This window comes from Alkalihalobacillus pseudalcaliphilus (genome assembly GCF_028610675.1).
GTDB classification, from domain to species: domain Bacteria; phylum Bacillota; class Bacilli; order Bacillales; family Bacillaceae_D; genus Alkalihalobacillus; species Alkalihalobacillus pseudalcaliphilus.
The window spans coordinates 1,086,412-1,110,986 of sequence record NZ_JAQQWS010000001.1 but is presented as its reverse complement, the minus strand read 5'-3'; the positions used below and the strand labels follow the sequence as shown (position 1 = coordinate 1,110,986).

Genomic DNA, 24,575 nt, shown 5'->3' with positions numbered 1-24,575 from the left:
AGGGGTTTATTTTTTTAGTAAAAACCGACATGTTGGTCCTCATTGCCTTCAAACCAGTCGCCCTTTTTACTTTTTTTCTGTTCTTTTTCCATCGATTTTATGATTTCATCGATATGAATGGTTTCTTTTTGATGCCATTCGAGTGCAGAGCTAATAAAGAGTTCTTTAATTTGAGCAAAGGAGAAGCCTTTAGTTTTTTTTGTTAAAGCATTTTGAGCCTCTTTTGAAAGGAAATGATCAAAGCCCAGTCGTTCAATGAATTGTTCTCGCAGTGCTTCATCGGGTAACTTAATTTCATAAGCACGATCAAAGCGACCGGCACGATTCATAAGACCCGGATCAATTTTCTCAGGATAATTAGTCGTACCAATAAGAAAGATACCTTCTTTGGAAGTAGCTCCATCTAACGTATTTAAGAAATAAGAACGAACACCACTTGGCATCGAATCAATGTCTTCAATAACAAGGATCATTGGAGAAAGTCGATTGACTGAATTAAAGACAGTTGTAATAGAATCACTATTGGTGTATTCGGTAATTTGCCAATAAGCAACCGGTGCTTCAATCGTATTAGCAATCGCTTTTACAAGACTCGTCTTGCCGTTTCCCGGCGGTCCATACAGTAAGACACCTCGTTTATAAGGAACATTGTAGGTTTGAAAGAAGCTACGATCTTCATTAAAGAATTGATCAAGTACAGCATAAAGGTCGTTTTTAATCTTTGGATTTAATACGACATCTTCCCGTGTTAATTCTCGATTAATTGGCTTATGATCTTGTTCAATACCATGCATGGTATCTGTAAAAACTAACACCTCATTTTTACTTTTAAGCCATAATCGTTTGCTGATAGATTGCAAGAAAGCTGTTAAGGCTTTGTCGTCAGTAGCTAAGATTGTACTGTAATACATTTGGTGATTGGTCTCATCAAAATAAGGAATTTGTGCAAAAGCAACACCGCTATCACGATAAGCATAAACTTGATTTTGTGAGGAATGGATCACGCGAAAGTGAGAAAGGTCCTCTTCATTTTCGAATTCAAAGGTTTTACCTTCAAGCTTTTCAAAAACTTGTGCAATATGGACAAGCTCATCACTTTCTGATTTGACATCTTCCTGTAAAATCGACCATAATTCATAATGGCCTATGTTTAAGCTATAAACGTGAAAATTTTCATGAAAATGCTCGTATAAAGCATGTTGAATATTCGTAATGATCCTTGCAATAGCAGGATACCCCTTCATATCATCGTTTTCAGTTGGCTTTACTTGATAAATAAATGGTAAGGTCAAACGTGTTCCTTCTTTCTTTTCAGTATTTTCTTAATTCTATCATAAAAATAGGAAATTGAATATTGAGGTAAAGTCTGCCCATTTCCCGAAGTGCTTTAAAAAGGTGAGAACCATCGCCCTTAGTATAATTTCATATAAACCCCGTAAAAATGCTAATCTAGGAATGCCCAAAAACAATTAAATAACAATGTACACTTTGGAGCTGGTAAAAAGAAACACTATCTTGTAGGAAAAGCCGGGAAGTAACGACATATGTTTTATGAACTTGAGAAGTAGCAGCGAGCAACGCTCCATGTTCGCACTAGTAGATAAAACAAAAAGCCCCCAAGAGGACCATTTGAATTAAAGTGGATCTGTATAAATAATACGTGGCTTTATTTCGATGTATTGAATATGACGACCATTACTTTCATGTACGGTGAAGTCATAGCCAGTTTCATGAACAGAAGAACCAACGGCAGGATTTAAATTTCTCGTTAAAAACCAACCGCCAATCGTATCAACCTCTGGATGGTTAATCGAGATAGGTAGCAACATATTAATATCCTCAAGGAGTAATCGACCATTGACAATGAAATGCCCCTCGTTAATCATCCTAATTTCAGAAACTTCATCATGGTCAAATTCATCACGAATTTCGCCAACAATTTCCTCAACAATATCTTCTACCGTAACGAGTCCTGAAGTTCCACCATACTCGTTAAATAAAATAGCGATATGAATATGTTCTTTTTGCATTCTTACGAGTAAATCGTCAATACGGATCGATTCAATGACTTGAATAATCGGTTTGACATATTGATGAATATCAAAAGGAAGATTTTGGTCATCAAGGCGACTCGTTAAAAATTCCTTCACGTTCAGAAATCCAATAATATGATCTTTATCTTCAGCAGTGACAGGGTAGCGTGTATAACGACCGGTTTTAATTGTCGTTAAAATTTCTTCAATGGAGTCATGAATAGAAATACTTATGACATCTGGTCGAGGTACCATGATTTCCTTGGCCACTCGCTCATCAAATTCGAAGATATTATTGACGAATTTAAATTCATTTTTGTTAATTTCACCGCTCTTGTAACTTTCAGTCATAAGCTGACGTAATTCTTTTTCTGTATGAGCAACATCTTTGGTTAGGGAAGGCTTTAGAGAAAACAGACCTTCAAGACGCCTGCGTATTCGAGCAAAGGCTACAATGAAAATAATCTTAAGCCTTGCTAATAATTTTGTACGCCACAAAAAGAAGACCATGAGCAAAATGAGCAAAGTGACAAGAAGTATTTTCAAACTGGTCAATAGATGGTCTTACTTTTTCGGTAAGACCTACACCCCCTTCAGAGTACCTTCAATGTGACGAGCTCGGTACATATCATGAGTCTACACTTTATTTGACAAGTGTGATTAATGACTGAATTAATGAGAAGCTGTCTTTGGAAATATTATTTTTTAACTCCTGTTGGTCTAAATGACTCATTTTACCAAGAACCTTAGAAACATCTTGTTCAAGGTTTTGGATTTTTAGTCGTAGTTCTTGAATGTCGACTTCTTCTGAATGCCTAGTGATGATATTTTTCTTTATGGCTTCTAATGACATTCCTTTTGCTTTACAATTTTCAATATAATGAAGGCGCTCAACCTGTGATTCATCATAATAACGATAGTTAGAAGAAGACCGTTCCACTTTTAATAAGCCTAAATTTGTATAGTAGTCGATCGTACGTTTTGTTACATGCGATTTTTCTGCTAATTCACCAATTTTTAATTTCGTATTCCCAAGTGATAAACCTCCAAACTGTAACGTGATCGTTAAATGTACTACTATTATACTGTTTTTTTGCAAATAGATAAATAGTATTTACAGTGTTTTACAGCTTTTAAGAATAAAAGATTAAAGAAATAGGCAACTTTTTTTATCAAAGATGTCTCTTACATAGTAGAGATAAGAAAAGGAGGGAAGTATTTGGGAGTATGGCAGATTTTTTTAACCGTCTAGAGAGAGCATTTTAGAGGTGTTATAAGTGTAAGTGAGTGGGTAGTAAAAAAGCAAACCAATGCGAGAAAATGTCTTGGAGTTAAGCCTGAAAGTAACAACACCAAAGCACAAAAAGGGCTCTAGTGTTGTAAGGCAAAGTAGTATGCTCATTGATAGAAGCAAGTTTAACACAGCCTAACAGCAATGGCCCTAACTTCTTTTTCAAATTCAACATAGCGAATCCCGATTCACTCCGTCACTAAAAAAAGCTCGCTCCATAAAATAGGAGCGAGCTTTTTTCATTAGCTAATGATCATATAAACAAAGAATCCGATAATGAGTATGAGCGGAAGAATAAGAATATAAATGATCGACATGTTCTTAAAGCTTTTTTGGCTAGAATAATTTGTATCATCCGCATTTAAGCCAGCCATGATCGTAATGACAAGACCAATGACACTAGCAATGGCCGCAAAGATTATAAGATAAATCATAAAACGGAACTCCTTTAAATGAAAGACTATTACTTAAAGCTTAACATATTTCCTCTTTAAAGAGCTTGCTTGATGGCCTATATTTAGACACCGGAGGCCAAATGCTTCTCAGCCCTTCGCTGAACAATCATCAAACGGACAAAGAAACCAATGGCTGCACAGGTGAGACCGATCGTAATGCCAACCCAAAAGCCTTTTGGACCAAGCTCAGTAAAAGCGGCCAATGAATACCCGACTGGAATACCAATAATCCAATAGGAAGTAAAGGCAATAATGAACGGTAATTTGACATCTTTAAAGCCCCTTAATACACCTTGTAAACTAGATTGCAAGGCATCGGATATTTGATAAAAAATCGCAATAATAAAGAACTGACCTGCTAATATAATTACGTCTCTTTCCGTTGAATAGATGCTAGCAATATCTTCACGGAAGATAAAGAGGAAAATCGAGGCAATGGCTAAAATACCGACACCGCCGCCAACACCTACATACGTATACTGTTTGGCTGCATCTAACTTTTTTCCACCAACCGAATAACCAACGAGAATCGTTAAGGCCATCGATATACTTAAAGGAATCATAAAGATAAGTGAGGTGAAATTTAAAGCAATTTGATTGGCTGCTATCGTAACGGTAGAAAACATCATCCCGATCAGTAATGTCATCACCGCAAAGATACTCGCTTCAAAAAAGATGGATAAACCAATAGGAACGCCAATACTTAGCTGCTCCTTCCAAGCCTTTAAAGATGGTTTAAACCAGTTGACAAAAATTTTGTAGGGACGCATAGGACTAAGCTTAAAAGTCATATATGCTCCTAGAAATAAAATAATCCAATACGTAATTCCCGTCGCATAACCAGCCCCGATACCGCCTAAAGCAGGTAAGCCAAAATTTCCAAAGATTAATCCGTAGTTTAACAGAGCACTAATGGGAACCGCAATAATGGTAATAAACATCGTAATCCTCGTAAAACCTTGTGCATCAAAGAAATTCCGAATAACCGTAAATAAAAATAAAGGTAAAATTCCAGTAGATAAACCGACTAAATAATGAAATGCAATATGATGGACATTCGGATCAAGATTCATAATGGCTAGTAATGGGTCCAAAAAAAGAGCCCCTGCTATAAACACAAGAACAGCTAGACCGATTGCTAAATAAATAAATTGTGTAATCGTAAAGCTAATTTTATGTCTTTGACCAGATCCCATGTATTGAGCGACTATCGGCGTGACGGCTAATAAAATACCATTAATACCTGTAAAAACAGGCATCCAGATGCTTGAGCCTATCGCCACCCCGGCAAGATCATCAGTACCGGCTCTTCCACTCATCATCGTATCGACTAATGAAATGGCATGTAAGCCGAGTTGTGTGACCATAATGGGCCATAATATCGTTAAAAAGAGAGAGAATTTCTCTTTAAATGTTGTAGCATGATACATGCTCTCACCTCTTTCTGTTTCATTTAGCTTTTTGTGAGCCCGGACCAGTAAACGTGCCACGATGCTTCTAGTTTTCTTTTTGTACGATCTAATCCACCGTAAACGAGTTCTAGACAAATGGAATCGATTAAAGCAGAGAAAGAAAGAGTAGCCGTTTTGGCATCAACTTGAATAATTTGGTTTCGTTCTGCTTGTTCAAATTGTTGAAAATATAAAGCATCAACGGCATCAATATAGTCATAAACGGCATTCATAACTTGTTCATATAAATGAATAGATGGAAAAAATGAGATACGGAGCGAAAACTTTAGACGGTAATCGTCTTGGTAGCGCTCCATATAACTGCTTAATGCATCAAGCAGACAGTCATACAAAGGCTGTTTGGCTTTTAATTCAAGAGAGTGACGAATTCTACGCAATTCGATGTCAAAAGTCTCTTCCACAAGCTGTAAATAGAGTTCGTCTTTATTTTTGAAATGGGAGTAGATGGATTGTTTTTTGATACCGACTTTATCAGCAATTTGTGACAATGATGTTCCTTCGTATCCTTGTGTGGCAAAAAGCTCTAGAGCAGCCTTTTTAATCGCGTCATAACTCATAGGATCTCCTTCTTGTATTAAGTCTTTATCTAACTGACGACCGTTCGTCAAGTCATTTTAACAAAGAACAATGGGGTTGGCAATGTGTTTTCTTTAGGAATTTAATGGGCAATACTTATTTCTCTTAACGAATAGATGTGTCTCGCACATACATGGGTACTACTCCAGTTAAAAACACCATGCCTGGGACAATGTAATCAAGACTCCGTGAGCAAAAACTAGAATTCGTGCATATGAGTTAAGGATCTTGCTGATTCGCTTCATTTTTTAACCTAATGAAAAAATATTCAAATAGGTATTTGATTGTTGACAAATCATGTAGAGATTCATAGAATGGAATTAATCAAATGAATGTTTGAATGAGGTGGTTGGAAATGGTAAAATCAGAAAAACTTACAAAACAAACAGATATGTGCGAAGTATTTTGTTACGATGAGAAAATCGTGGAGACAGTAAAGGGGAAAATGGAGCAAGTTGAATTAAGTCCAGTAGCCGCTATTTTTAAAGCTCTTGCTGATCCAACGAGATTAAAAATAACCTATTCATTAACCCAAGAAGAGGAGTTATGTGTTTGTGATGTTGCCAATATTATTGGAGCCACAACAGCGACAACTTCTCACCATTTACGTATGCTTAAAAATCTTGGCATTACAAAAAGTAGAAAAGAAGGTAAGCTTGTTTTTTATTCTATTGATGATAAGCACATTGAAGAGCTCGTCATGACGGCACTTGTACATGCGGGGGAAGGCAAAGGAAGTGATTAAATGGCTAAGCATCAAGAGGAAGTTTATCGTCTTACTGGGTTGTCATGTGCTAGCTGTGCTGTGACCTTTGAAAAAAATGTGCGTAATCTAAATGGAGTGTCAGAAGCTAAGGTGAATTTCGGAGCTTCCAAAATTACGATAACTGGAGCTGCAACTGTTGCTGACATTGAAAAAGCCGGTGCATTTGATGGTATCAAAATTGTTGAAAACAACCAATCGGAAACATTTCAAAAGAAGCGACTATGGCAAGGGAACTTACACGTTATCATTTCCGCATTACTTATTTTAGCGGGCTTAATTTTGCAAGCCAATTTAGGGTCTGGTCATCCTATTGTCACGAGTGCATTTCTAGCAGCAATGGTGATCGGTGGTTATTCCCTTTTTATGACGGGACTCAATAATTTACTTAGACTACGCTTTGATATGAAAACATTAATGACCATAGCTGTTATTGGTGCAGCGATTATTGGTGAATGGGTTGAAGGGTCTATTGTCGTCATTTTATTTGCGATAAGTGAGGCACTTGAACGCTATTCAATGGATAAGGCCAGACAATCGATTCAATCGTTAATGAATATTGCTCCAAAAGAAGCTCTTATTCGTCGCGATGGGATTGAACAAATGCTCCATGTCGATCAAATTAACATTGGTGATACGATGATTGTGAAGCCGGGACAAAAGCTCGCCATGGATGGTCAAGTCCTTCAAGGAAGGTCAGCTATTAATGAAGCGGCGATAACCGGTGAGTCTATACCACAAGAGAAACAATCAGGAGACTTCGTTTATGCAGGTACATTAAATGAAGAAGGTATTTTAGAAGTAGAGGTGACGAAATACGTTCAAGATACGACGATAGCAAAAATTGTACATCTTGTTGAAGAAGCTCAGGCCCAGCGTGCTCCAGCACAAGCCTTTGTTGATAAATTTGCTAAATATTATACGCCTGCCATCGTCTTATTAGGTGCACTGGTTGCGATTGTGCCACCAGCTTTCTTTGGACAAATATGGTCTGATTGGATCTATCTTGGTCTTGCGGTTTTAGTTGTTGGTTGCCCGTGCGCTTTGGTTATTTCAACACCTGTTGCGATCGTGACAGCAATTGGAAATCTAGCTAAAAACGGTGTTTTAATTAAGGGCGGTGTTTATTTAGAAGAAGCGGCCGCTCTAAAGGCGATTGCTTTTGATAAAACGGGTACATTAACTTACGGGAAACCGGTAGTAACTGAGTTTTTACCAAACGAGAAATATCATGATCAAGAAAATTTATTAGCCATAATTGGTGCTTTAGAAAGCCAATCTCTTCACCCATTAGCCTCAGCAATTGTAGAAAAAGCAAAGCTAGAAGGGTTTGATTATGAAGGATTAAATGTTCAGAATTTCCGCTCGATTACAGGTAAAGGAATCGAGGGAGAAATTGATGGTACGTTTTATGTCATCGGAAAGCCAGAATATATGAAAGGAATCGTGACAACGGAGGATTACCGACAATTTGAAGGACATGTACTTCGTTTACAGGAACAAGGAAAAACCGTCATGTTGGTTGGTGCGGAGGATCAATTACTGGCACTGATTGCCGTAGCAGATCAAGTTCGTTCGATTAGTAAAAACACAATGAAGCAATTAGCTTTATCAGGCGTACAAAATACGGTCATGCTTACCGGTGATAATCAAAGAACGGCAGCAGCAGTTGGAAAAGAGGTTGGAGTTACTGATGTTCGGGCCGAGCTATTACCGGAAGATAAATTAAAGGTAGTTAAACAATTAAGGGAAAAGCATCAACACGTAGCCATGGTTGGTGATGGTGTCAATGATGCTCCGGCGTTAGCGGCGGCGAGTGTTGGAATTGCGATGGGTGGTGCCGGTACGGATACGGCCTTGGAAACAGCAGATATTGCTTTAATGAGTGACGATTTGAGGAAATTACCTTTTACAATAAAGGTTAGTCGTAAAGCTCTAACGATTATTAAGCAAAATATTATCTTCGCACTAAGTATCAAAGCGATTGCCTTATTACTCGTTATTCCAGAATGGTTAACGCTATGGATGGCAATACTTGCAGATGTTGGAGCGACACTTTTGGTCACATTAAATGGTATGCGTCTCGTTCGAATGAAGGATGAAGATGAAGCTCACCACAATTAAAAGGAGAACAGTTAATGGAATTTACTATGAATGAACATAGCTTTTCAACGAAATTACCTTTCGGAGAGTTAGAAGTTTCCGGAAATGAAGAGTATGGTTTTCGACCATATCAACTACTTGTCTCAGCCGTGACTGTTTGTAGTGGCGGGGTACTTCGTAAGATATTAAATAAACAAAGGCTCACTTTTGAGGATATTAAATTAAGAGCTGATGTCACAAGAAATGAGGCAAGCGTCAACGAAATCACAGATATTCATATTCATTTCACGATTATTGGTAGTCAAATAAGTGATGAAAAGCTTGAAAAGGCGTTAGCTTTAACAAGGAAAAATTGTCCAATTGTCCAATCGGTAAAAGATAGCATACGTATAACCGAAACATTTGAACAAACGAAAATGTAAAGAAACTCTCCGTTTTATGTACGATGAATCGTTACATAAACGGAGAGTTTTTTGTTAGGGTGTGTATCTAGAAGGATGAGGACCTTCATGTGCAGAGCATGGAGAGATACGAGAGATAACACCTTCCAAAAAAGCAATTAAAATCTTACGTGTAGATATGCAGAGAAGTAAGAGCAAAATGTCCAGATATCACTACATGAAATATTACATTCCTGAGACTAGATGAAATCTTTTTGTTATATAGCCGTTCTTTTCCTAGAGGAAGTTTGTCAATTTACCATCATTTTATTGAAAGAATAGGACGATAGAAAGATATCTTGAAAAAGCATTTAGTTATTATTACTTGTTTTAACAATAAGTGGTTTACAAGTAATTGCCTATTCATTTATGATCATTTCATCAATAAAATTAACAAAAGAATCAGAATTTTTTTTCGCCGAAAGTGATTTCAGCTATGTGAAGTGGGGGCATTACCAACTTAGGGAGGTGATGCAAATAAGAGCATAAGTAAGAATGATGTGATCACAAATGTTATCTTCTGAACCGAGGAATCTATATTTGGATAACAAAGGGAGGAATGAGATGTGAATCAAGGATGGAAAAAACTTCTCACAATGACAGCGGTTGTTTTATTATTTTCATTAACAAGTATGACAGTATTGGCAGATGAAGAGAAAAAGACCTATTTAATCGGGTTCCATAATCAGCTAGATGTCAACGAATTTATTGAGGAGGATGTAACGAATACAAATGGCGTGCAATTATATACGTCAGAGGATAAGTCTGCACAGGTACAATTAGAGGTCTTACATGAATTTGAGCAAATCCCAGTTGTTGCTGTTGAGCTGAGTCCAGCTGATATCAAGGCATTAGAGGCAGAGTCAGGTATTGCCTATATTGAAGAAGACTTTGACGTTACGATTGCGAACCAAACCGTACCGTGGGGAATCGCTCAGGTACAAGCTCCACAAGCGCATGAATTAGGCCACAGTGGGTCAGGAACAAAAGTAGCGGTACTTGATACTGGTATTGCTGAGCATGCTGATTTATTCATTCATGGAGGAGCAAGCTTTGTTGCAGGTGAGCCAGATTATCATGATTTAAATGGGCACGGAACTCACGTAGCAGGAACAATCGCTGCACTTAATGATGGAGCCGGAGTAATCGGTGTTGCACCAGACGCAGAATTATATGCGGTCAAAGTATTAGGGGCAAGTGGTAGTGGTTCGGTAAGTTCAATTGCACAAGGTTTAGAATGGGCTGGTGATAATGGTATGGACGTAGCCAATCTAAGCTTAGGTAGCCCGGTTGGTAGTGATACGTTAGAGCAAGCAGTTAATTACGCAACGGATTCAGGGGTTCTTGTTGTGGCTGCTTCTGGTAATAGTGGGTCAGGGACTGTTTCTTACCCAGCTCGATATGATAACGCATTTGCTGTTGGTGCAACAGACCAAGTGAATAACCGTGCAAGCTTTTCACAATATGGAACGGGGTTAGATATTGTCGCACCTGGTGTTGAAGTTGAAAGTACGTACTTAAATGGTGAGTATGCGAGCTTGAGTGGTACTTCCATGGCGACACCACATGTCGCGGGGGTCGCGGCGTTAATAAAAGCTAAAAATCCAATGTTATCTAATGAAGAGATTCGTCAGCAATTAGTTCAGACAGCTACACCGTTAGGAAGTGCTGATATGTATGGAAGTGGTTTAGTTAATGCAGAGGTGGCTGTACAATAAGAGAATATAAAAATTTTACTTAAAAATCCAAAAGTCGATGGCCTTATACATGAAAGGTCATCGACTTTTTTGTGAATAAAAGGTCTAAGCGTACTCATTGATTTTGATCGGTACTCTCGACTTCTTCTTGCATCGGAAGTGGGAGTGTAGGCATTAATCCATTCGAATTGCCACTATAAAACTGCGGTACTTCACCAGGAATAAAAGCAAAGCCTACAGGAATCGTGGTGCTAACTGGGTCCTCATAAGTGGCGAAAGGGATAATAATTTTTGCATTCACTTCAAAATCGATCGCCATGCGTAAAAACGTATTGTTAATGCCGAGCTGCTCGGCCCGTTCATTTAAATCAACGTCGATATCGGCAAGGGCAATGAATTCAATGGGAACTTTGGGCCCTAAGCTTGCAAGTAAGCTACTGCCCGTCGCATGACCAAGCGGTATATTATATAATAAACGAATTTCATTCCCATCATTTTCAGCATTTGTTGAAGATACAGCTTCTATATCTTCAATCAGAGTCCCCTTCTCTAATAGATGGATATACTCTTGAGAATTGGCGATTAATGACGTCAGCATATTTTTATAAATCTCTGTATCAAAGTAATAATAGATTAAGTTGCCATTTGGGTCTAATTCGTATTTTAAAGTTTCATTGAGGTTGACCGTTTCTTCTGAACGACTGACTGCATATTCAATAATACTTGTTCCTATTTTTTGCGTTTCCATTTGGGCGATATTTGAAATGGCTGGCCGTATTTGTTTTTCAACAATTAAAAAGCCAATCAATGTCATCAATACAAATAAAATAAAAGAAATGACAAGACGCTGTCCAAAGCTAATTTCCGTTTTATTTTTATTGAGATAATATTTCTTACGTGAACGATTAAGCATAAGATCCTCCTTAAGCTTAAGACATAGATGTCGTTATTTTAATCTATATGCACAAATGTGCGAGACTTGAACAAGATCTTTTCTAAGAGGAAAACACAAAAGTATGAGTAAAATTGCAGCGACAAACAACGTGAATTAAAATAAGACTATAAAGGGGGAGAATATCATGAAAATTATTGTTATTGGTGCAGGTGCACTAGGTGCTTATTTTGGTGGAAGATTAGAGGAAACGGGTCAGGAAGTACGTTATGTCGTTCGTTCGAAAAGAAAAGCAGAAATTGAAGAAAAAGGTCTATATATACATAGTTCAGCAGGAGATTATGCAATAAGAGAACCGCAATTAGTAACCGAATTAACAGAAGTGAATGACGTTGATCTTGTTCTATTAGCGGTAAAAGGTCAGCATCTCCAAGGGACAATTCCGACACTCAAAGAGTTAGTTCAAAAAGGAGCAAAAGTCCTGCCATTATTAAATGGAATCGAGCATATTTCAGTATTACAAAAAGAATTAGGGGAAGAGGTTGTGGTAGGTGGGCTATCATTCATCATAGCTACTCTTAACGAGGATGGACATGTTGTACATTCAAGTGCTTTCCATGACTTAATTTTTGGACCTTTACATGAATCACAGAAAGAATTTTGTACAGAGTTACATTCAATTATGGAAAAGGCAAATTTCACTCAACAGCTGGCAACGGATATTTACGTAAAAATGTGGGAGAAATATATGTTTATTTCAGCGTTTTCAGGAATTACGACAGCTACAAATTTATCGATCGGCCCTGTCAGAGAAGAAAAGGAAACATTACATGTTACGAAGATGTTACTCGTAGAGCTAAAGGAACTAGCCAACAGTTATGGAGCAAACTTAACGGATATACAAGTTGAACAAGCATTGGAAAAGGTGATGCAATTAAATGAAGAGGCAACATCCTCCATGCACCAAGACCGAAGAAAGGGCTTAACCTTAGAAGTTGACCATTTACATGGTGGGGCGGTACGTTTGGCTAAAGCAAAGGGTGTAGCAATTCCGTATACTGAAACAATTTTAGGAATGATTAAGCCATTTGAGAATCGCTAAAGGGTGTTTAGGGGGAAGTGCCAATGATAGATAGTGCGACATTAAAAGTATGGGAAGAACGTTTGTTCAAGGATTTTGACGTATTTTTCTTTGAAAATAAAGAGGAGGCCAGTGAATTACTACCAAGGGAAGGTCTAGTGATGACCAAAGAAGAATTTAAGCAAGACGGTTCTTTTTATTCCATGGATGTTAACAATAACTTAACGCTTTGGAACTTAAAAAAAGCTGCCAATTATGTAGGTGTACTACCTGCTGGTTTATTTGCACAAATCCCTCTTCAACAACAAATGAGAATCTTACAGGAACAAGTACGCTTAGGAAGAGGGTTTGTCTGGACTGATATACATATAGAGGAGCTTTTTCGAACATCAGCACGAGAAAAAAAGGTGGAAATAAAGTCTTTGTTACAAGAACATTTCCTTTATGAAGCAGAAGGATTGGCTGTCTATTTTATCGATCAAATAAATTGGTCAGGTTTGTCAGGGCAGAAGAAGGTGTTTTTTATTCAAACGATGGCGGATTTATTTATTGACCCAGCACCAGCATGGGAGCAACTACCTCTTTCCGTACAAAATAAGATAAGAGACCAATATGACCATTTAATGGACTACATCAATCATTTCCCACTAATAAATGGGGCGAACTGCTTTTCTGCTGCATTGGCGATGGCGACAGAAGATAAAGAGTTAGCTGTGTGGATCATCAAGCAATGGGTGCAACCACAAGCTTTACTGTTTGGGCTTGAGCAAAGGAACTATGAACGTGTCGAAATTCATAGCGGAAATATTCTTACACATCTGCTAGAAGACGATATTTTGCTTTGGAAAAAAGACGGTGCACTCATACATGCTTGTTATTATCTTGGAGAAAACTATGCTTTTAATAAGAATGGCCAAATGATATTTAATCCTTGGCAAATTGTTACTGTAGAAGGGCTTTTACAAAGTTGGGAAGGAAATGTAGAAATTTATCGAAAAAAATTAAGATAATAGGTTTCATAACTAAAAAATCGGGGTATAGGTGAACGTTTGTAAATATTGAAGAAATCCAAAAGAATGTGGACCAATTGGTGTGGTTGTGTAAATGGATGAAAGGAGCGGAGTGTTTATAAAATTTGTTGAGGATGTCGTTTTTTTCGTTGCAAAGATTACTGTTGTATAAACTGTTATTGAGAAGATATTGTAAAGGGGTAGCAAATGATGAAATCAATCTATCAATTTCTAAAAGAGAGAACATGGGATTTAACCGAAGAATGGTATCAATCCTTAGACAAAACACAGGATGGCGTATATAGTTCAACGAATCCTCAACAAATCCAAAAGCTAAAGGAACAAAATCATCAGTTCCATTTGAACTTTATCGAATTATTTAATAAAGATTCCGATGATATGAGTGCGGCATTTGATCGTTGGGTTGATAAGATTGCTAAGGACCAAGGGCACTTAAATACGCCACTTGACCAAACAATTGGTGAATTTTTTAAAGTTCAAGCCCAGTATATTGACCTTGTACAAGTGTATATAGATGGCCTTGATGAGAAGCCATCACATAAAGATGTCAATGAGTGGAATCAAATCATTACAAAATCACTTAATAATGTGATTCAAGAATATAGCAAAAAAAATATTATCGAATCAGAAAAGTTATTACGCTCACAACAAGAAATGATTTTAGAGCTTAGCTCACCGGTTATTGCGATTCGAAATGATATTGCGATACTGCCACTAGTTGGTGATATTGATACACATCGTGCACAAGTCATTTTTGATAAAACATTATCACAATGTAATGAATTACAAGTACAAAATTTAGTGATTGATTTATCAGGAGTTGCGATTGTAGACACGATGGTAGCAAGTAAGATTTTCCAAGTCATTGAAGGCTTAAAACTAATCGGAACGACAGCGAGTCTTTCAGGCATTCGCCCTGAAATCGCCCAAACAGCCATTCAGTTAGGTATCAACTTTAAATCCGTTGATACTTACTCGTCCCTTGCCCAAGCACTAACCGCCTATAACGCTTTCCATTAATATAAAATTAAGAAAACAGCCCTTTGCACATTGATAATGTGGAAGCGGCTGTTTTTAGGTTGAGATATATAGTGACGGGAACGAGAGTTGCTACAAAATAGGTTATAGACAACAGGAGTGTGCTATTCGAAGTGATTAGTGGTGAATAAAAGGGATTATAAACAACAGGTGGCACTCTTGGTAGTGAGTAGTGGTAAATAAAACAGTTGAAAAACAACAGGTAACCACCATCCACTATGGTGAGTGGTCAATAAACAAAAGGGACAAAGTATGCCTCATCAGTTTCAACAAATTTGCAGGTGTTATTTGACACTTTTATTGGTAGGTTTGCAAATATTTAAGTAGATTTGCCCTTACCTGGATGACCAGCTAACTTCAAGGTACAAATTACCATTTCTAAGTCCACTTTCATACAAAAGTACCAAAACTCACACTAAAATGGTATCATAAAACAAATTCATAGTATTAGCAAAAATTTCAGTGCTATGAAAAGTAGGAGGAAGTCATGGAGGTAAAAAAGGCCATTACACTCATCCAATATTGGGACTTAGAATTAAAAACGGCACGCCCGTTATCAGAACGTGCCATACTCATTACAGCAACGAATAAACAACACTATGTACTTAAGAAAAAGAACGACATCCTCATCGCCGAAAATGAAGAAAAGCTACTTCAAAGGATTAACCAAATAGGCTTTAAAGTACAGGAAGTGCTACTAACTGTAGAAAATCGTTCCTATCAAGAATTTGAAAACGACACTTATTGTTTATATCGCTATATTGAGGGGGACACGTTTACGGCGGATGAGTGTTTACATAATGCAATTGTCCCTACCGTTATAGGTGAAACGATTGCCAATCTTCATCAAGCGATGGCGACTTCTGAATTAGATGAAGCATTCCCACAATCTGATTTGGTCGTAACATTAAATCAATTTGTTTATCCTACACTTAATGAAAGAGGGTTCATGCAGGAATTTGAACCTATTAGAAGCGTCATAGATACCTCTGTAGAAGCAACCCTTAATCAGTTACCTAAGCAGCTTATTCATCGAGATATGCATATATTTAATCTTATCTATCAAGGTGGACAGTTAGCAGAAGTTATAGACTTTGATTTAGTGCAGGTTAATGTTCGAATTTTTGACCTTGCTTATTGTTCAACCAGTATTTTAAACGAAGTGTTTGAAAATCAAGAGAAGCGTGAGCGGTGGTTTGAATTTGTTTCACTTTTATGCGATAGTTATTCCGATCATAATAGGTTGTCAAAAGAAGAAAAATCGATGTTTTTTTATGTACTCATCGCTATCCAACTTATCTTTATAGGTTTTTTTCATCAAGAACAAGCCTTGTATCAGAAAAATAAGGAAATGCTTGATTGGATCTTACAGCAAAAGGAGCGAATTGAGGCGGGGATGCAATAATGAGTCAAGACTTTGGACTATCTATCAAAAAAATATGGGAAGATGATTTTCTCTATGAATTAAAAGGTAATTTTAAAAACCAATTGATTCAAGTCGAAGTTCATTTTTACAGTGATGATCAATCGATAAAAGAACTAATAGAAGGGCTGACTAATTTTATTGAGATAAATGGAAAAGAAAAATCGATCTGGGGCTCTGATGACCAGGTAGTAAAAATGGTTTTTTTACGACAAAATCAAGCAGGCCGTATAATAGTGGAGCTTGAATTGCAAAATCAATTAGAAGGACCTGAACAAGTGAATGCCGCGTTTAGTATACAAACAGAATTTCTTGATTTGGAGCGGTTAGTGAACAAATTAAAGCTTTTTTTAGAGAAGAACAATACGGAGTTTCGAGCATTCCCTTTTCAACGAGATGAATAGGGGAAGAAGGAGGGGAGTTAATGTATCAAGAAATTAACGGTGTTCGTGTTTGGGGGACGCCGATGGAGAATGCAGTAGAACAAGCTGTAAACTGTGGGAAGTACGGTCAAGTAGAACAGGTTCTGCTTATGGCTGATCATCATTATGGCTATAGCCAGCCGGTTGGTGGTGTAGTGGTTTATAATAATCAAATTTCACCATCCGGTGTTGGCTATGATATTGCTTGTGGCAATAAAGCCGTTCGGACAAATATAAAGTATGATCAAGTAAAAAAGGATATAGGGACAATTATGGACCAAGTAGCCAAACAAATATCCTTTGGTGTAGGTAGAAAAAATCAAAAAAGAGTCGACCATGCTTTGTTTGACCATGATGATTGGCGTGTTTTTGACCAGATTGAGCCACACTTACACGACTCTTTAAAAAAGCTAGCGAGGGGCCAATTAGGGACAGTCGGAAGCGGGAATCATTTCGTTGATTTATTTGTAGAAGAGGCAACAGGAGATATTTGGATTGCTAATCATTTCGGTAGTCGTGGCTTTGGCCACAAAGTTGCGAGTGGCTTTTTGAATTTGGCAAAAGAGCAACCTTTTTCAGCCGCAATAAGAGGGGAAAAAATGGAAGCAGCCCCAACTTTGTTTGATCTCGATTCAGAGTTGGGAGATTTATACTTTCGAGCGATGGGTTTAGCGGGCCAATATGCTTATGCAGGGCGGGATTATGTAATAGATAAGGTGCTTCATATGTTAGGGGCCGAGGCTACATTTAGTGTCCACAATCATCATAATTTTGCTTGGAAAGAAATACATCAAGGCAAAGAATATATCGTTGTTAGAAAAGGAGCAACGCCATCAGCACCTGGTCAACTCGGATTTATTGGTGGAAGTATGGGTGATTATTCAGTTATTGTACAAGGCAAGGATTCACTAGAAAACCAAGAAGCTTATTATAGTACGGTTCATGGGGCAGGGCGAGTGATGAGTCGCACCAAAGCGGCGGGGAAAATGGATTGGAAAAAGAAGAAACGAATGGGGGGAGAGATATCACCTGAGCGCATGGATCGAGCTGTCCGAGAATTCGGTGTTGAATTACGTGGAGCAGGTACTGATGAAAGTCCATTTGTTTATAAAAAATTAGAGCAAGTCATTCAGGCACATCAAGATACATTAGATGTTATTCATCGCTTAAAGCCAATTGGTGTTTGTATGGCCGGAGATGGTGAGATCGATCCATATAAAGATTAACTTATCCTGTATCTGTAAAATCGTGGCACTCCCTTTTGGGGGTGTTTTTTCTATGTTGTCTTAGGAAAATCGACATAATATCGGTACGAACTTTGAGATAGAGAAGGATTTAATGAGCCTTAGCGATTCGAGGGAATGTAGCCGATAAAGAAAGTGTTCAACATTTAGGTCAAGCAAACATTGGAGCATTTTGGAAAGTTTAGAAGGGCTCATTAATAATTCGGGAATTACTGCCGATGCGATGTTATATAAGTTAGAGGAGGAAGATTGGCAAAAAGATATCGACGTCAATTTGAAGGGTGTTTTTTTATGTGCACAAGCCGTAGTACCGTGTATGGTTGAGCGAGGTTAAACTATCTTTTTTTATTCGCAAAAAAGAGTATGAATTCAGAAAATAAGGACTTGATAATATTGGAACAATCCTGTATATTTATATTTAGATGATTATCTAAATGTCTAAATAGAGGTGCGATACGTGTGAATGATGTCTTTAAAGTATTGTCAGATCCTACTAGAAGAGAAATTTTGCAGTTGTTAAAAGAATCAGATTTAACAGCGGGTGAAATTTCCGATAACTTCAAGATAAGTAAACCAAGTATTTCTCACCATTTGAGCCTTCTAAAAAACGCAGGGTTAGTTGAAGCGAATCGTGAAGGACAGCATATTTACTATTCGTTAAACACAAGTGTATTTGAAGATCTCATCCACTGGTTCATGAACTTTAAATAAAAGGAGATGAATAAGAATGAATGCTAAGGTTCTACAAGTGATTTTACCGTTTGTTGCTTTAATTATTGGATTATTGGTTTATCCATCCTTACCCGGAAATATTCCTGTCAATTGGATTCAAGGAGAGGTCCTACTGCTTGACAAGATATATGGTTTATTTCTGATTCCTGCTTTCATGTTTGTGATGCTAGTAACTAGGCTTGTCTACCAGAGTAAAAAAGGGAAACAGAACAGGAAGTTGCTAGATTATGGTCATACTATTGGATTATTTACATTATTAACTATGCAACTTTTTGTTATTGCTGTCTCAACAGGACTTAATTTTGAGGTGAATGTATTAAATGGCTTGATCGTCGGTCTTGTATGTATATTATTAGGAAACCCGATGCCAAAACTCAAGCCAAATGGACTGTACGGAGTAAGAACGCCTTGGACGCTAAAGGACGAGAGGGTTTGGCGGAAATCCAATCGATTAGGAGGGCATCTTCTCGTTTTATCAGGGATAATCATTATTTCAATGACTTTTGTATTACCAGAGCTGATAATCGCTATCATTTTAACGGTCATTTTAACTGTACTACTAATTGCTGTAACATACTCCTATGTGATTTATAAACGAATAGTTTGATTTTACTAGGGTTAAACCACTTTCTTTATTCAAAAAAGTGATTTAATTTTCTGGATTTGGTTTGATTAGTAGATAATGAAATGCAGTGAATCGCTGCATTTCTATTTTTACTCCAGCGAAGAGTAATCAGGAAATTTCTTTGGCAATCTGTAAGAAATTCATCCGATGATTATGTAAACACAGGAATAAAGGGAATGACCTTTTTATTCCTTTTTTGTGTTAAAATACGTATATTCAGGTGTTTTAGTAGAGAAAGCCGATATGAATATATAAATAAAATGGTAACTTCTCTTGACGGGTAAAGGTGCTTAGTGGAAGGATAGAAGAATCATTTTTACTTTTAGAAAAATGCAAATGTAAGGCTGCTTGCATTTAGGTGAGAAAGCTAAATTTCTAAAGTTCGTTAGGATTGGAGGGGAATATGTCAAGTATTAATAAGCAAATCAGTATAGAACAAGCTGCTTTAGAAGGTGTTTCCATTGATTTTGAGCAAATGAATAATGGAGAAAAAAGATTTCGCTTACTCCATTCAGAAGGCAGTTCGTATTGTTTAACGATTGCTAGTAAAGATGGGGCTTGGCAAAATAGTCATTATCATAAAAATGCATTAGAAGTATATGTTGTCGATCAAGGGTGGGTTGTCTATGCTTCTTTACAAGGTGGCAATTTGGATATGAAAATCGTAAAAGAAGGCGAGCATATTTTGGTACCACAAGGTGTACATCATAATATTTACATGTCGGAACATTCAAAAATCCATACCATTAAGTTAGGACAAAAAAGTGATGAAATCGATTGGTACGGCTCCGAACAATTGGACCTTTTGACAAAAAACGTAAGCGAAATAGAAATCAAACGTTGGATAAATAATGTGAAAACATAGAAATCAAACGTTTGATAAATAAAGTGTGAACATAGAAGAATCCCTTATTCAATGGTTTGATGCTCAGAAGTTTATCTATCCATCCTTTTAAAGTTATGAGTCAACTTGATGGACTTTTGTAAACTAGTAAAAGGAAGGTGTTGATCTTGTGATTCTAAAGAACGGAACAATTACTTTGAGAGAATTGGTTTGGCAAGATTGGCAGGGTGTACATAGTTATGCACAAAAAGAAATCGTATGTCGTTATCAGCCCTGGGGACCGAATTCTCAAAATGAGTCACAGACATTTGTTCAGCAAGCGTTAAATGATTCGAATCAAAGACCACAGACCCGGTATGTTTTTGCTGTCATGTATGAGCAAGAAATGATCGGAGCAGCAGAGTTTAATAGGAGGGATCTTAATAACCTGACAGGAGAGATTAGTTATATTATCCATCCTGATTACTGGGAAAGGGGAATAGCTACAACGGTAGCGAAGTTATTAATCCAATATGGCTTTTTACATCATCACCTTCATCGGATTTTTGCGACATGTGACCCTCGAAATATTGGCTCCACACGTGTTCTTGAAAAAAGTGGCATGCTTCGTGAAGGCAGAATACGTGAACATATGAAGCTACATGACGGATGGAGAGATTCTTATTTATATAGTGTACTGGAACAAGAATGGGAAGGGTAAGCGTATGGAGGGATATGTGAAATGATGGAGCTTATTTTTAGATGGAAAATAACAACAAGCAGAGTATGTTGAGTGAATTATGACTTTTTGAATGGAGTGGATATATGTCAAGAGCATAACTTAAAGGGAAATTCCATAGTTAATGAACTATCATGTCTACAGAATCTCCCTTTTGTTAATACTCTTCAAAACGAGCACTAATGAGGTAAACAAAGTCATATTTTGATAATAGTTCCAAGTCATCTGGATCGGTAACATCAAAATCTGCATGGAGATGTTCGATATGGGTTCCAGATGTGAATATGTAATAACCTAAGACTTGTTTCTGCTCTGAAATAGTTAAAGGACCATAGTGCGTTTTAAAGCTTGAGCTTGTTGTTTCTGAGTCAAAGTTAGTCTCTTCTAAATAAACCCAAGTTGCTGCACCTTTACCATTTTGTGTACCAAGTATAAACATAAGCTCTTCATTAGGAGGCTTTGTACTCATATGTAACCAAATTTCACCAGGCTCTTCATGATCGATGACGAGTTCAAGCTCTGATACATCAGATTGGTCCTCGATCAAGTTACCGAACTCATAACGATCAAGATGTACATAAACCTTGTTAAAGCGATCGTCGACTGAAAATTCGTAAGCATGGCTAGAATCACTTAACATATTCGCCATAAATCGTTCCCGCTCTGTGAATTCAATCGTTTGGATTGTATTTGTCGTGGGGCCTGAACATGAAATAAGAAATAGCCATAAAAATAGAACAAAGAGTAACCGGTATTTAATTTGAATCACCCTCCTTATGAGTCGTTAAGTCAGAATTGCATGCACGAAATAGCGGTAGAATGGAATACATCGTCTGAAAGGAACCAAATCGTTGTAACTTACACAACTCTTTCATGCCTAAGCTTTCTAATAATCGACAAGAGGCTAGATTAGCGGTTTGTGTTTCAGCAACTAATCTCGTTATCTTTTTGTCTGAGAAAGCAAACTGAATGAGGACAGGTAACGTTTCTTTTGCAAAGCCTTGCCCCCACCAATTAGGTAAAAATTGATAGGAAATCTCGAGGTCGACTTGATTATGGTGAGTATCCAACGAGATCATGCCTATAAAATCATTAGATTTCTTTTCGAACACGACCCAGTCATTTTGGTTGCTCAACCGTTCTGAAAATGCCTTCTGCACAGACTCCTCTTTCATTGTCCCGCCTAAATAACGTCGAACCTCTTCACTTGAATAAAGCTTTAAAACTCCTTGTAAATCCTTATTTTCAAGCTGTCTAATTAAACAGCGAGTTGTTTCGAACATCTTTTCCCCTCCCTATATATTCCACTTTTATCATACATGAATAAAATGAAAATTCATATAACTGAAATTGGGTAATTCAACACGGACGAAATGATTAAATGTTTGTATAATGATAGATGTATTTTACTTTTGTTTGAATTCACAATTAATGTATGATAATCTGTTTGTATATAAGTAAACAAAATGAGATTTTGTTTATGTTTTGAGTTGAGGGTGGTGAGGGTATGAATAAGTCTTTATTTGAAGAAGCGTCTGTAGAGGAATTAGCTGATGGCTATACGTATATGGCTAGGACTGAAGCATTTCATTGCCTATTTTGCGAAGCGTTATTTGAAGAAGGTGTCATTTATCAAGAGGATGGAAAGCTGTTAGAAGCTAAGAAAGCAGTAAAGGCTCACATCCAAGAGATACATGGTTCAAGCATGGATGCGTTGTTGAAGCTTGAGAAAAAACAAACAGGTATAAGTGACCAACAAAAAGAATTAATCACAGCATTCTCCAAAAATCTAACAGATAAGGAAGTCGCACATCGATTAGGAATTAGTGTTTCTACAGTTAGAAATCACCGTTTTAAACTCCGAGAAAAGGAAAAGCAAGCTAAAGTTTTTCTAGCGATGATGTTACGACTTCAAGCGAAAGAAGAAGACAATATAGTGAATATTCATGAGGGGGCGAAAATGGTGGATGAACGTTACGTAACAACAGAGGCAGAAAAAGAGAAGATTTTAAATACGTATTTTAAAGAAGGGATAGATGGACGATTATCTGTATTTCCAAGTAAAGAAAAGCGGAAAATCATTGTATTGCAACAGTTATTAATTCATTTTGAAAAAGAGAAGAAGTACACCGAGCAAGAAGTGAGTGAGATTTTGAAAAATTTATATGATGACTTTGCAACACTGCGTCGTTACTTCATTGAATACGGATTTATGGCTCGAAGTAAAGATGGTTTACAGTATTGGCTCAAATAACGAGGAAGGGGGAGAGTTATGCCAAAGTACGATAAATTAGTACGTGATCTAATACCAAGCCTGATTGAAAAGTCTGGATCAAAAGCGGTTGTAAAAAGAATAGAGAATGCTGAACTCGAGCAGCATCTTTTAGTTAAACTTCAAGAGGAGATTTCAGAGTATAATGCGACGACCACCGAACAACAAGCCAAAGAGGAGCTAGCAGATGTCATGGAGGTTATTTTTGCATTAGCTAAGCTAAAAGGAATAACGGGTGAGGAACTTGAAACCTTTCGATTGGAAAAATGTGGAAAAAGAGGGGGGTTTGAACAAGGAATATTTTTAGTAGAAGTGCATGAATAATAGACTAGGGGGAATTTGGTAGTGGATGGTAATTTTTATGTGGGGTGGGGGACACTGGCACTCATTAATGCAGGTATTGCTCAAGGAAAAAATCGAACAGGATTAAATTGGTTCTTATTGTCGCTTTTTCTCGGGCCACTCGCTACCTTTATTTTGCTCATTGTGGAGAAACGGAGAGATGAGGAAATTTAGACTTTACATATAGCTTAAATTTTGCTAAAATTCATTCAATATATAAATCGATGATTGGAAATAGTAGGAAGGGATATGTGAAGAGAGTTGCTGGATGGTGAAAAGCAATCTTAGAACTTCTGAACTCGTCCAGGAGATAGTAGACTGAATGATAAGTAAGTTTACTCGGTAGCTGCCGTTAAAGCATAAGTGGGTTTTTAACCAAACTGAGTGGTACCGCGGAGTCTAACTTCGTCTCAATATTTGAGGCGGGGTTTTTTATTTAGGGGGATGAGAACAATGAAAATCCGTAAAGCAAATATGGAAGATGCCATGGCGATAGCAAAAGTACATGTCGCTAGTTGGAAAACAACGTACGAGGGTATTATCAAAAAGGAAATTTTGGAGCAAGTAACCATCGAAAAAAGAACACAGCTTTGGCAGAAAAATTTAAGTTTAAAAGAGAATCCATATATTTCTTTGGTCATGGAAAATGACGAGGGTTCAGTCATTGGCTTTGCAACAGGAGCGGCGGTTGCCTTGCAAGAATATCCATATGACGGTGATGTGACTTCCATTTATTTTTATGAGAATTATCAAGGTCAAGGCTTAGGAAAACGATTGCTAGCTGCCCTTTTTTCTGAATTTAATAAAGAAGGGTACCAAAATGCGATTGTCAAAGTATTAGCATCGAATAACGCCAAGCATTTTTATGAAAAAATGGGAGCGAAAGAAATTCATCGCTATGATGTACCAGATTACGGAGAAGGGAATGTGTTGGTTGTTTATGCGTGGGAGAAGCTATAAGGATAAGCACTTGGAGTATTTCAATCTATAGTGAAAATAAATCTCAGAGTAGTTTGATAATTAGTTATAATTGAAATAAGCGATACATGTACTTTTCTCAATCAAAGGTGGTCAGCTCACT

At 37.3% G+C, this 24,575-nt stretch carries 28 protein-coding genes and 1 other annotated feature; of the genes, 19 read left to right on the top strand and 9 right to left on the bottom strand.

Annotated elements, in window-relative coordinates:
• Window positions 1–14 precede the first annotated feature (14 nt).
• The 6 genes from PQ479_RS05610 to PQ479_RS05585 form a co-directional block, all read right to left on the bottom strand.
• A complete protein-coding gene (locus tag PQ479_RS05610) occupies window positions 15–1,244 on the bottom strand; it encodes an ATP-binding protein (RefSeq protein WP_047989531.1) in 1,230 nt (409 codons plus the stop codon).
• A gap of 390 nt (window positions 1,245–1,634) precedes the next feature.
• Window positions 1,635–2,588 (bottom strand): hemolysin family protein, encoded by a 954-nt coding sequence (locus PQ479_RS05605; protein ID WP_273716814.1) that lies wholly within the window; start codon window positions 2,586–2,588, stop codon window positions 1,635–1,637.
• An 88-nt stretch (window positions 2,589–2,676) separates the two neighbouring features.
• Window positions 2,677–3,132 carry a MerR family transcriptional regulator gene (locus PQ479_RS05600; RefSeq protein ID WP_273716812.1) on the bottom strand — a complete coding sequence of 152 codons (456 nt, stop codon included), beginning with the start codon at window positions 3,130–3,132 and terminating at the stop codon, window positions 2,677–2,679.
• Between the two features lie 434 nt (window positions 3,133–3,566).
• On the bottom strand, window positions 3,567–3,758 hold the full coding sequence (locus tag PQ479_RS05595) for a hypothetical protein (protein WP_047988643.1): 192 nt from the start codon (window positions 3,756–3,758) through the stop codon (window positions 3,567–3,569).
• Window positions 3,759–3,841: 83 nt separating this feature from the next.
• Window positions 3,842–5,209 carry an MATE family efflux transporter gene (locus PQ479_RS05590; RefSeq protein WP_047988644.1) on the bottom strand — a complete coding sequence of 456 codons (1,368 nt, stop codon included), beginning with the start codon at window positions 5,207–5,209 and terminating at the stop codon, window positions 3,842–3,844.
• A 23-nt stretch (window positions 5,210–5,232) separates the two neighbouring features.
• Window positions 5,233–5,808 carry a TetR/AcrR family transcriptional regulator gene (locus PQ479_RS05585; RefSeq protein WP_047988645.1) on the bottom strand — a complete coding sequence of 192 codons (576 nt, stop codon included), beginning with the start codon at window positions 5,806–5,808 and terminating at the stop codon, window positions 5,233–5,235.
• Window positions 5,809–6,182: 374 nt separating this feature from the next.
• Between PQ479_RS05585 and PQ479_RS05580 the strand changes: the two genes are divergently transcribed.
• The 4 genes from PQ479_RS05580 (at window position 6,183) to PQ479_RS05565 (ending at window position 10,851) form a co-directional block, all read left to right on the top strand.
• Window positions 6,183–6,572, top strand: coding sequence for an ArsR/SmtB family transcription factor (locus tag PQ479_RS05580; protein WP_047988646.1), 390 nt, complete (start codon window positions 6,183–6,185; stop codon window positions 6,570–6,572).
• Entirely contained in the window at window positions 6,573–8,714 is a 2,142-nt protein-coding gene (locus tag PQ479_RS05575) for a heavy metal translocating P-type ATPase (RefSeq protein WP_047988647.1), read from the top strand. It begins immediately after the preceding gene.
• A gap of 14 nt (window positions 8,715–8,728) precedes the next feature.
• On the top strand, window positions 8,729–9,115 hold the full coding sequence (locus PQ479_RS05570) for an OsmC family protein (RefSeq protein ID WP_047988648.1): 387 nt from the start codon (window positions 8,729–8,731) through the stop codon (window positions 9,113–9,115).
• 584 nt (window positions 9,116–9,699) lie between these two features.
• Complete coding sequence (locus PQ479_RS05565; RefSeq protein ID WP_273716811.1) at window positions 9,700–10,851, top strand: S8 family peptidase; 1,152 nt, start codon at window positions 9,700–9,702, stop codon at window positions 10,849–10,851.
• A gap of 94 nt (window positions 10,852–10,945) precedes the next feature.
• On the opposite strand, the gene yunB is transcribed toward PQ479_RS05565, so the two are convergent.
• Window positions 10,946–11,743 carry a sporulation protein YunB gene (gene yunB, locus PQ479_RS05560; protein WP_047988649.1) on the bottom strand — a complete coding sequence of 266 codons (798 nt, stop codon included), beginning with the start codon at window positions 11,741–11,743 and terminating at the stop codon, window positions 10,946–10,948.
• Window positions 11,744–11,909: 166 nt separating this feature from the next.
• On the opposite strand from yunB, the gene PQ479_RS05555 reads away from it, so the two are divergent.
• From PQ479_RS05555 to PQ479_RS05505, 11 genes are all read left to right on the top strand, one after another.
• Window positions 11,910–12,824: a ketopantoate reductase family protein gene (locus PQ479_RS05555; RefSeq protein ID WP_047988650.1), complete on the top strand. Its 915-nt coding sequence runs from the start codon at window positions 11,910–11,912 to the stop codon at window positions 12,822–12,824.
• 23 nt (window positions 12,825–12,847) lie between these two features.
• Window positions 12,848–13,813 (top strand): hypothetical protein, encoded by a 966-nt coding sequence (locus PQ479_RS05550; protein WP_047988651.1) that lies wholly within the window; start codon window positions 12,848–12,850, stop codon window positions 13,811–13,813.
• A gap of 210 nt (window positions 13,814–14,023) precedes the next feature.
• Window positions 14,024–14,854, top strand: a complete 831-nt coding sequence (locus tag PQ479_RS05545) for an STAS domain-containing protein (RefSeq protein ID WP_053070387.1) — start codon at window positions 14,024–14,026, stop codon at window positions 14,852–14,854.
• A 505-nt stretch (window positions 14,855–15,359) separates the two neighbouring features.
• The gene (locus tag PQ479_RS05540; protein WP_047988653.1) at window positions 15,360–16,277 is read left to right on the top strand and encodes a phosphotransferase enzyme family protein; all 918 of its coding nucleotides are present in this window, start codon (window positions 15,360–15,362) and stop codon (window positions 16,275–16,277) included.
• Window positions 16,277–16,699, top strand: a complete 423-nt coding sequence (locus PQ479_RS05535; protein ID WP_047988654.1) for a hypothetical protein — start codon at window positions 16,277–16,279, stop codon at window positions 16,697–16,699. The genes PQ479_RS05540 and PQ479_RS05535 overlap by 1 nt, the downstream gene beginning before the upstream one ends.
• 20 nt (window positions 16,700–16,719) lie before the next feature.
• Window positions 16,720–17,943 carry an RtcB family protein gene (locus PQ479_RS05530; protein WP_047988655.1) on the top strand — a complete coding sequence of 408 codons (1,224 nt, stop codon included), beginning with the start codon at window positions 16,720–16,722 and terminating at the stop codon, window positions 17,941–17,943.
• 190 nt (window positions 17,944–18,133) lie between these two features.
• Complete coding sequence (locus PQ479_RS05525; protein WP_273716810.1) at window positions 18,134–18,295, top strand: SDR family NAD(P)-dependent oxidoreductase; 162 nt, start codon at window positions 18,134–18,136, stop codon at window positions 18,293–18,295.
• A 119-nt stretch (window positions 18,296–18,414) separates the two neighbouring features.
• Complete coding sequence (locus PQ479_RS05520) at window positions 18,415–18,672, top strand: autorepressor SdpR family transcription factor (RefSeq protein ID WP_047988656.1); 258 nt, start codon at window positions 18,415–18,417, stop codon at window positions 18,670–18,672.
• A gap of 16 nt (window positions 18,673–18,688) precedes the next feature.
• Entirely contained in the window at window positions 18,689–19,300 is a 612-nt protein-coding gene (locus PQ479_RS05515) for an SdpI family protein (RefSeq protein WP_047988657.1), read from the top strand.
• A 421-nt stretch (window positions 19,301–19,721) separates the two neighbouring features.
• Window positions 19,722–20,183: a cupin domain-containing protein gene (locus PQ479_RS05510; protein WP_047988658.1), complete on the top strand. Its 462-nt coding sequence runs from the start codon at window positions 19,722–19,724 to the stop codon at window positions 20,181–20,183.
• Between the two features lie 148 nt (window positions 20,184–20,331).
• Window positions 20,332–20,862, top strand: a complete 531-nt coding sequence (locus tag PQ479_RS05505; protein WP_047988659.1) for a GNAT family N-acetyltransferase — start codon at window positions 20,332–20,334, stop codon at window positions 20,860–20,862.
• Between the two features lie 175 nt (window positions 20,863–21,037).
• Here the strand turns inward: PQ479_RS05505 and PQ479_RS05500 are convergent, their stop codons facing one another.
• Window positions 21,038–21,649, bottom strand: a complete 612-nt coding sequence (locus PQ479_RS05500; RefSeq protein ID WP_047988660.1) for a hypothetical protein — start codon at window positions 21,647–21,649, stop codon at window positions 21,038–21,040.
• A complete protein-coding gene (locus PQ479_RS05495) occupies window positions 21,636–22,163 on the bottom strand; it encodes a GNAT family N-acetyltransferase (protein ID WP_047988661.1) in 528 nt (175 codons plus the stop codon). Before PQ479_RS05495 ends, PQ479_RS05500 begins: the two co-directional genes overlap by 14 nt.
• Window positions 22,164–22,387: 224 nt before the next feature.
• Between PQ479_RS05495 and PQ479_RS05490 the strand changes: the two genes are divergently transcribed.
• The 4 genes from PQ479_RS05490 to PQ479_RS05475 all read left to right on the top strand — a co-directional run bounded on the left by PQ479_RS05490 (window position 22,388) and on the right by PQ479_RS05475 (window position 24,454).
• Complete coding sequence (locus PQ479_RS05490; protein ID WP_047988662.1) at window positions 22,388–23,134, top strand: DUF2087 domain-containing protein; 747 nt, start codon at window positions 22,388–22,390, stop codon at window positions 23,132–23,134.
• 18 nt (window positions 23,135–23,152) lie between these two features.
• Window positions 23,153–23,476 carry a nucleoside triphosphate pyrophosphohydrolase gene (locus tag PQ479_RS05485; protein ID WP_047988663.1) on the top strand — a complete coding sequence of 108 codons (324 nt, stop codon included), beginning with the start codon at window positions 23,153–23,155 and terminating at the stop codon, window positions 23,474–23,476.
• Window positions 23,477–23,497: 21 nt separating this feature from the next.
• Window positions 23,498–23,668 (top strand): hypothetical protein, encoded by a 171-nt coding sequence (locus PQ479_RS05480; protein WP_273716807.1) that lies wholly within the window; start codon window positions 23,498–23,500, stop codon window positions 23,666–23,668.
• A gap of 41 nt (window positions 23,669–23,709) precedes the next feature.
• Window positions 23,710–23,910: a binding site (T-box leader), on the top strand.
• Window positions 23,911–23,947: 37 nt separating this feature from the next.
• Entirely contained in the window at window positions 23,948–24,454 is a 507-nt protein-coding gene (locus PQ479_RS05475) for a GNAT family N-acetyltransferase (protein WP_047988664.1), read from the top strand.
• Window positions 24,455–24,575: the final 121 nt, after the last annotated feature.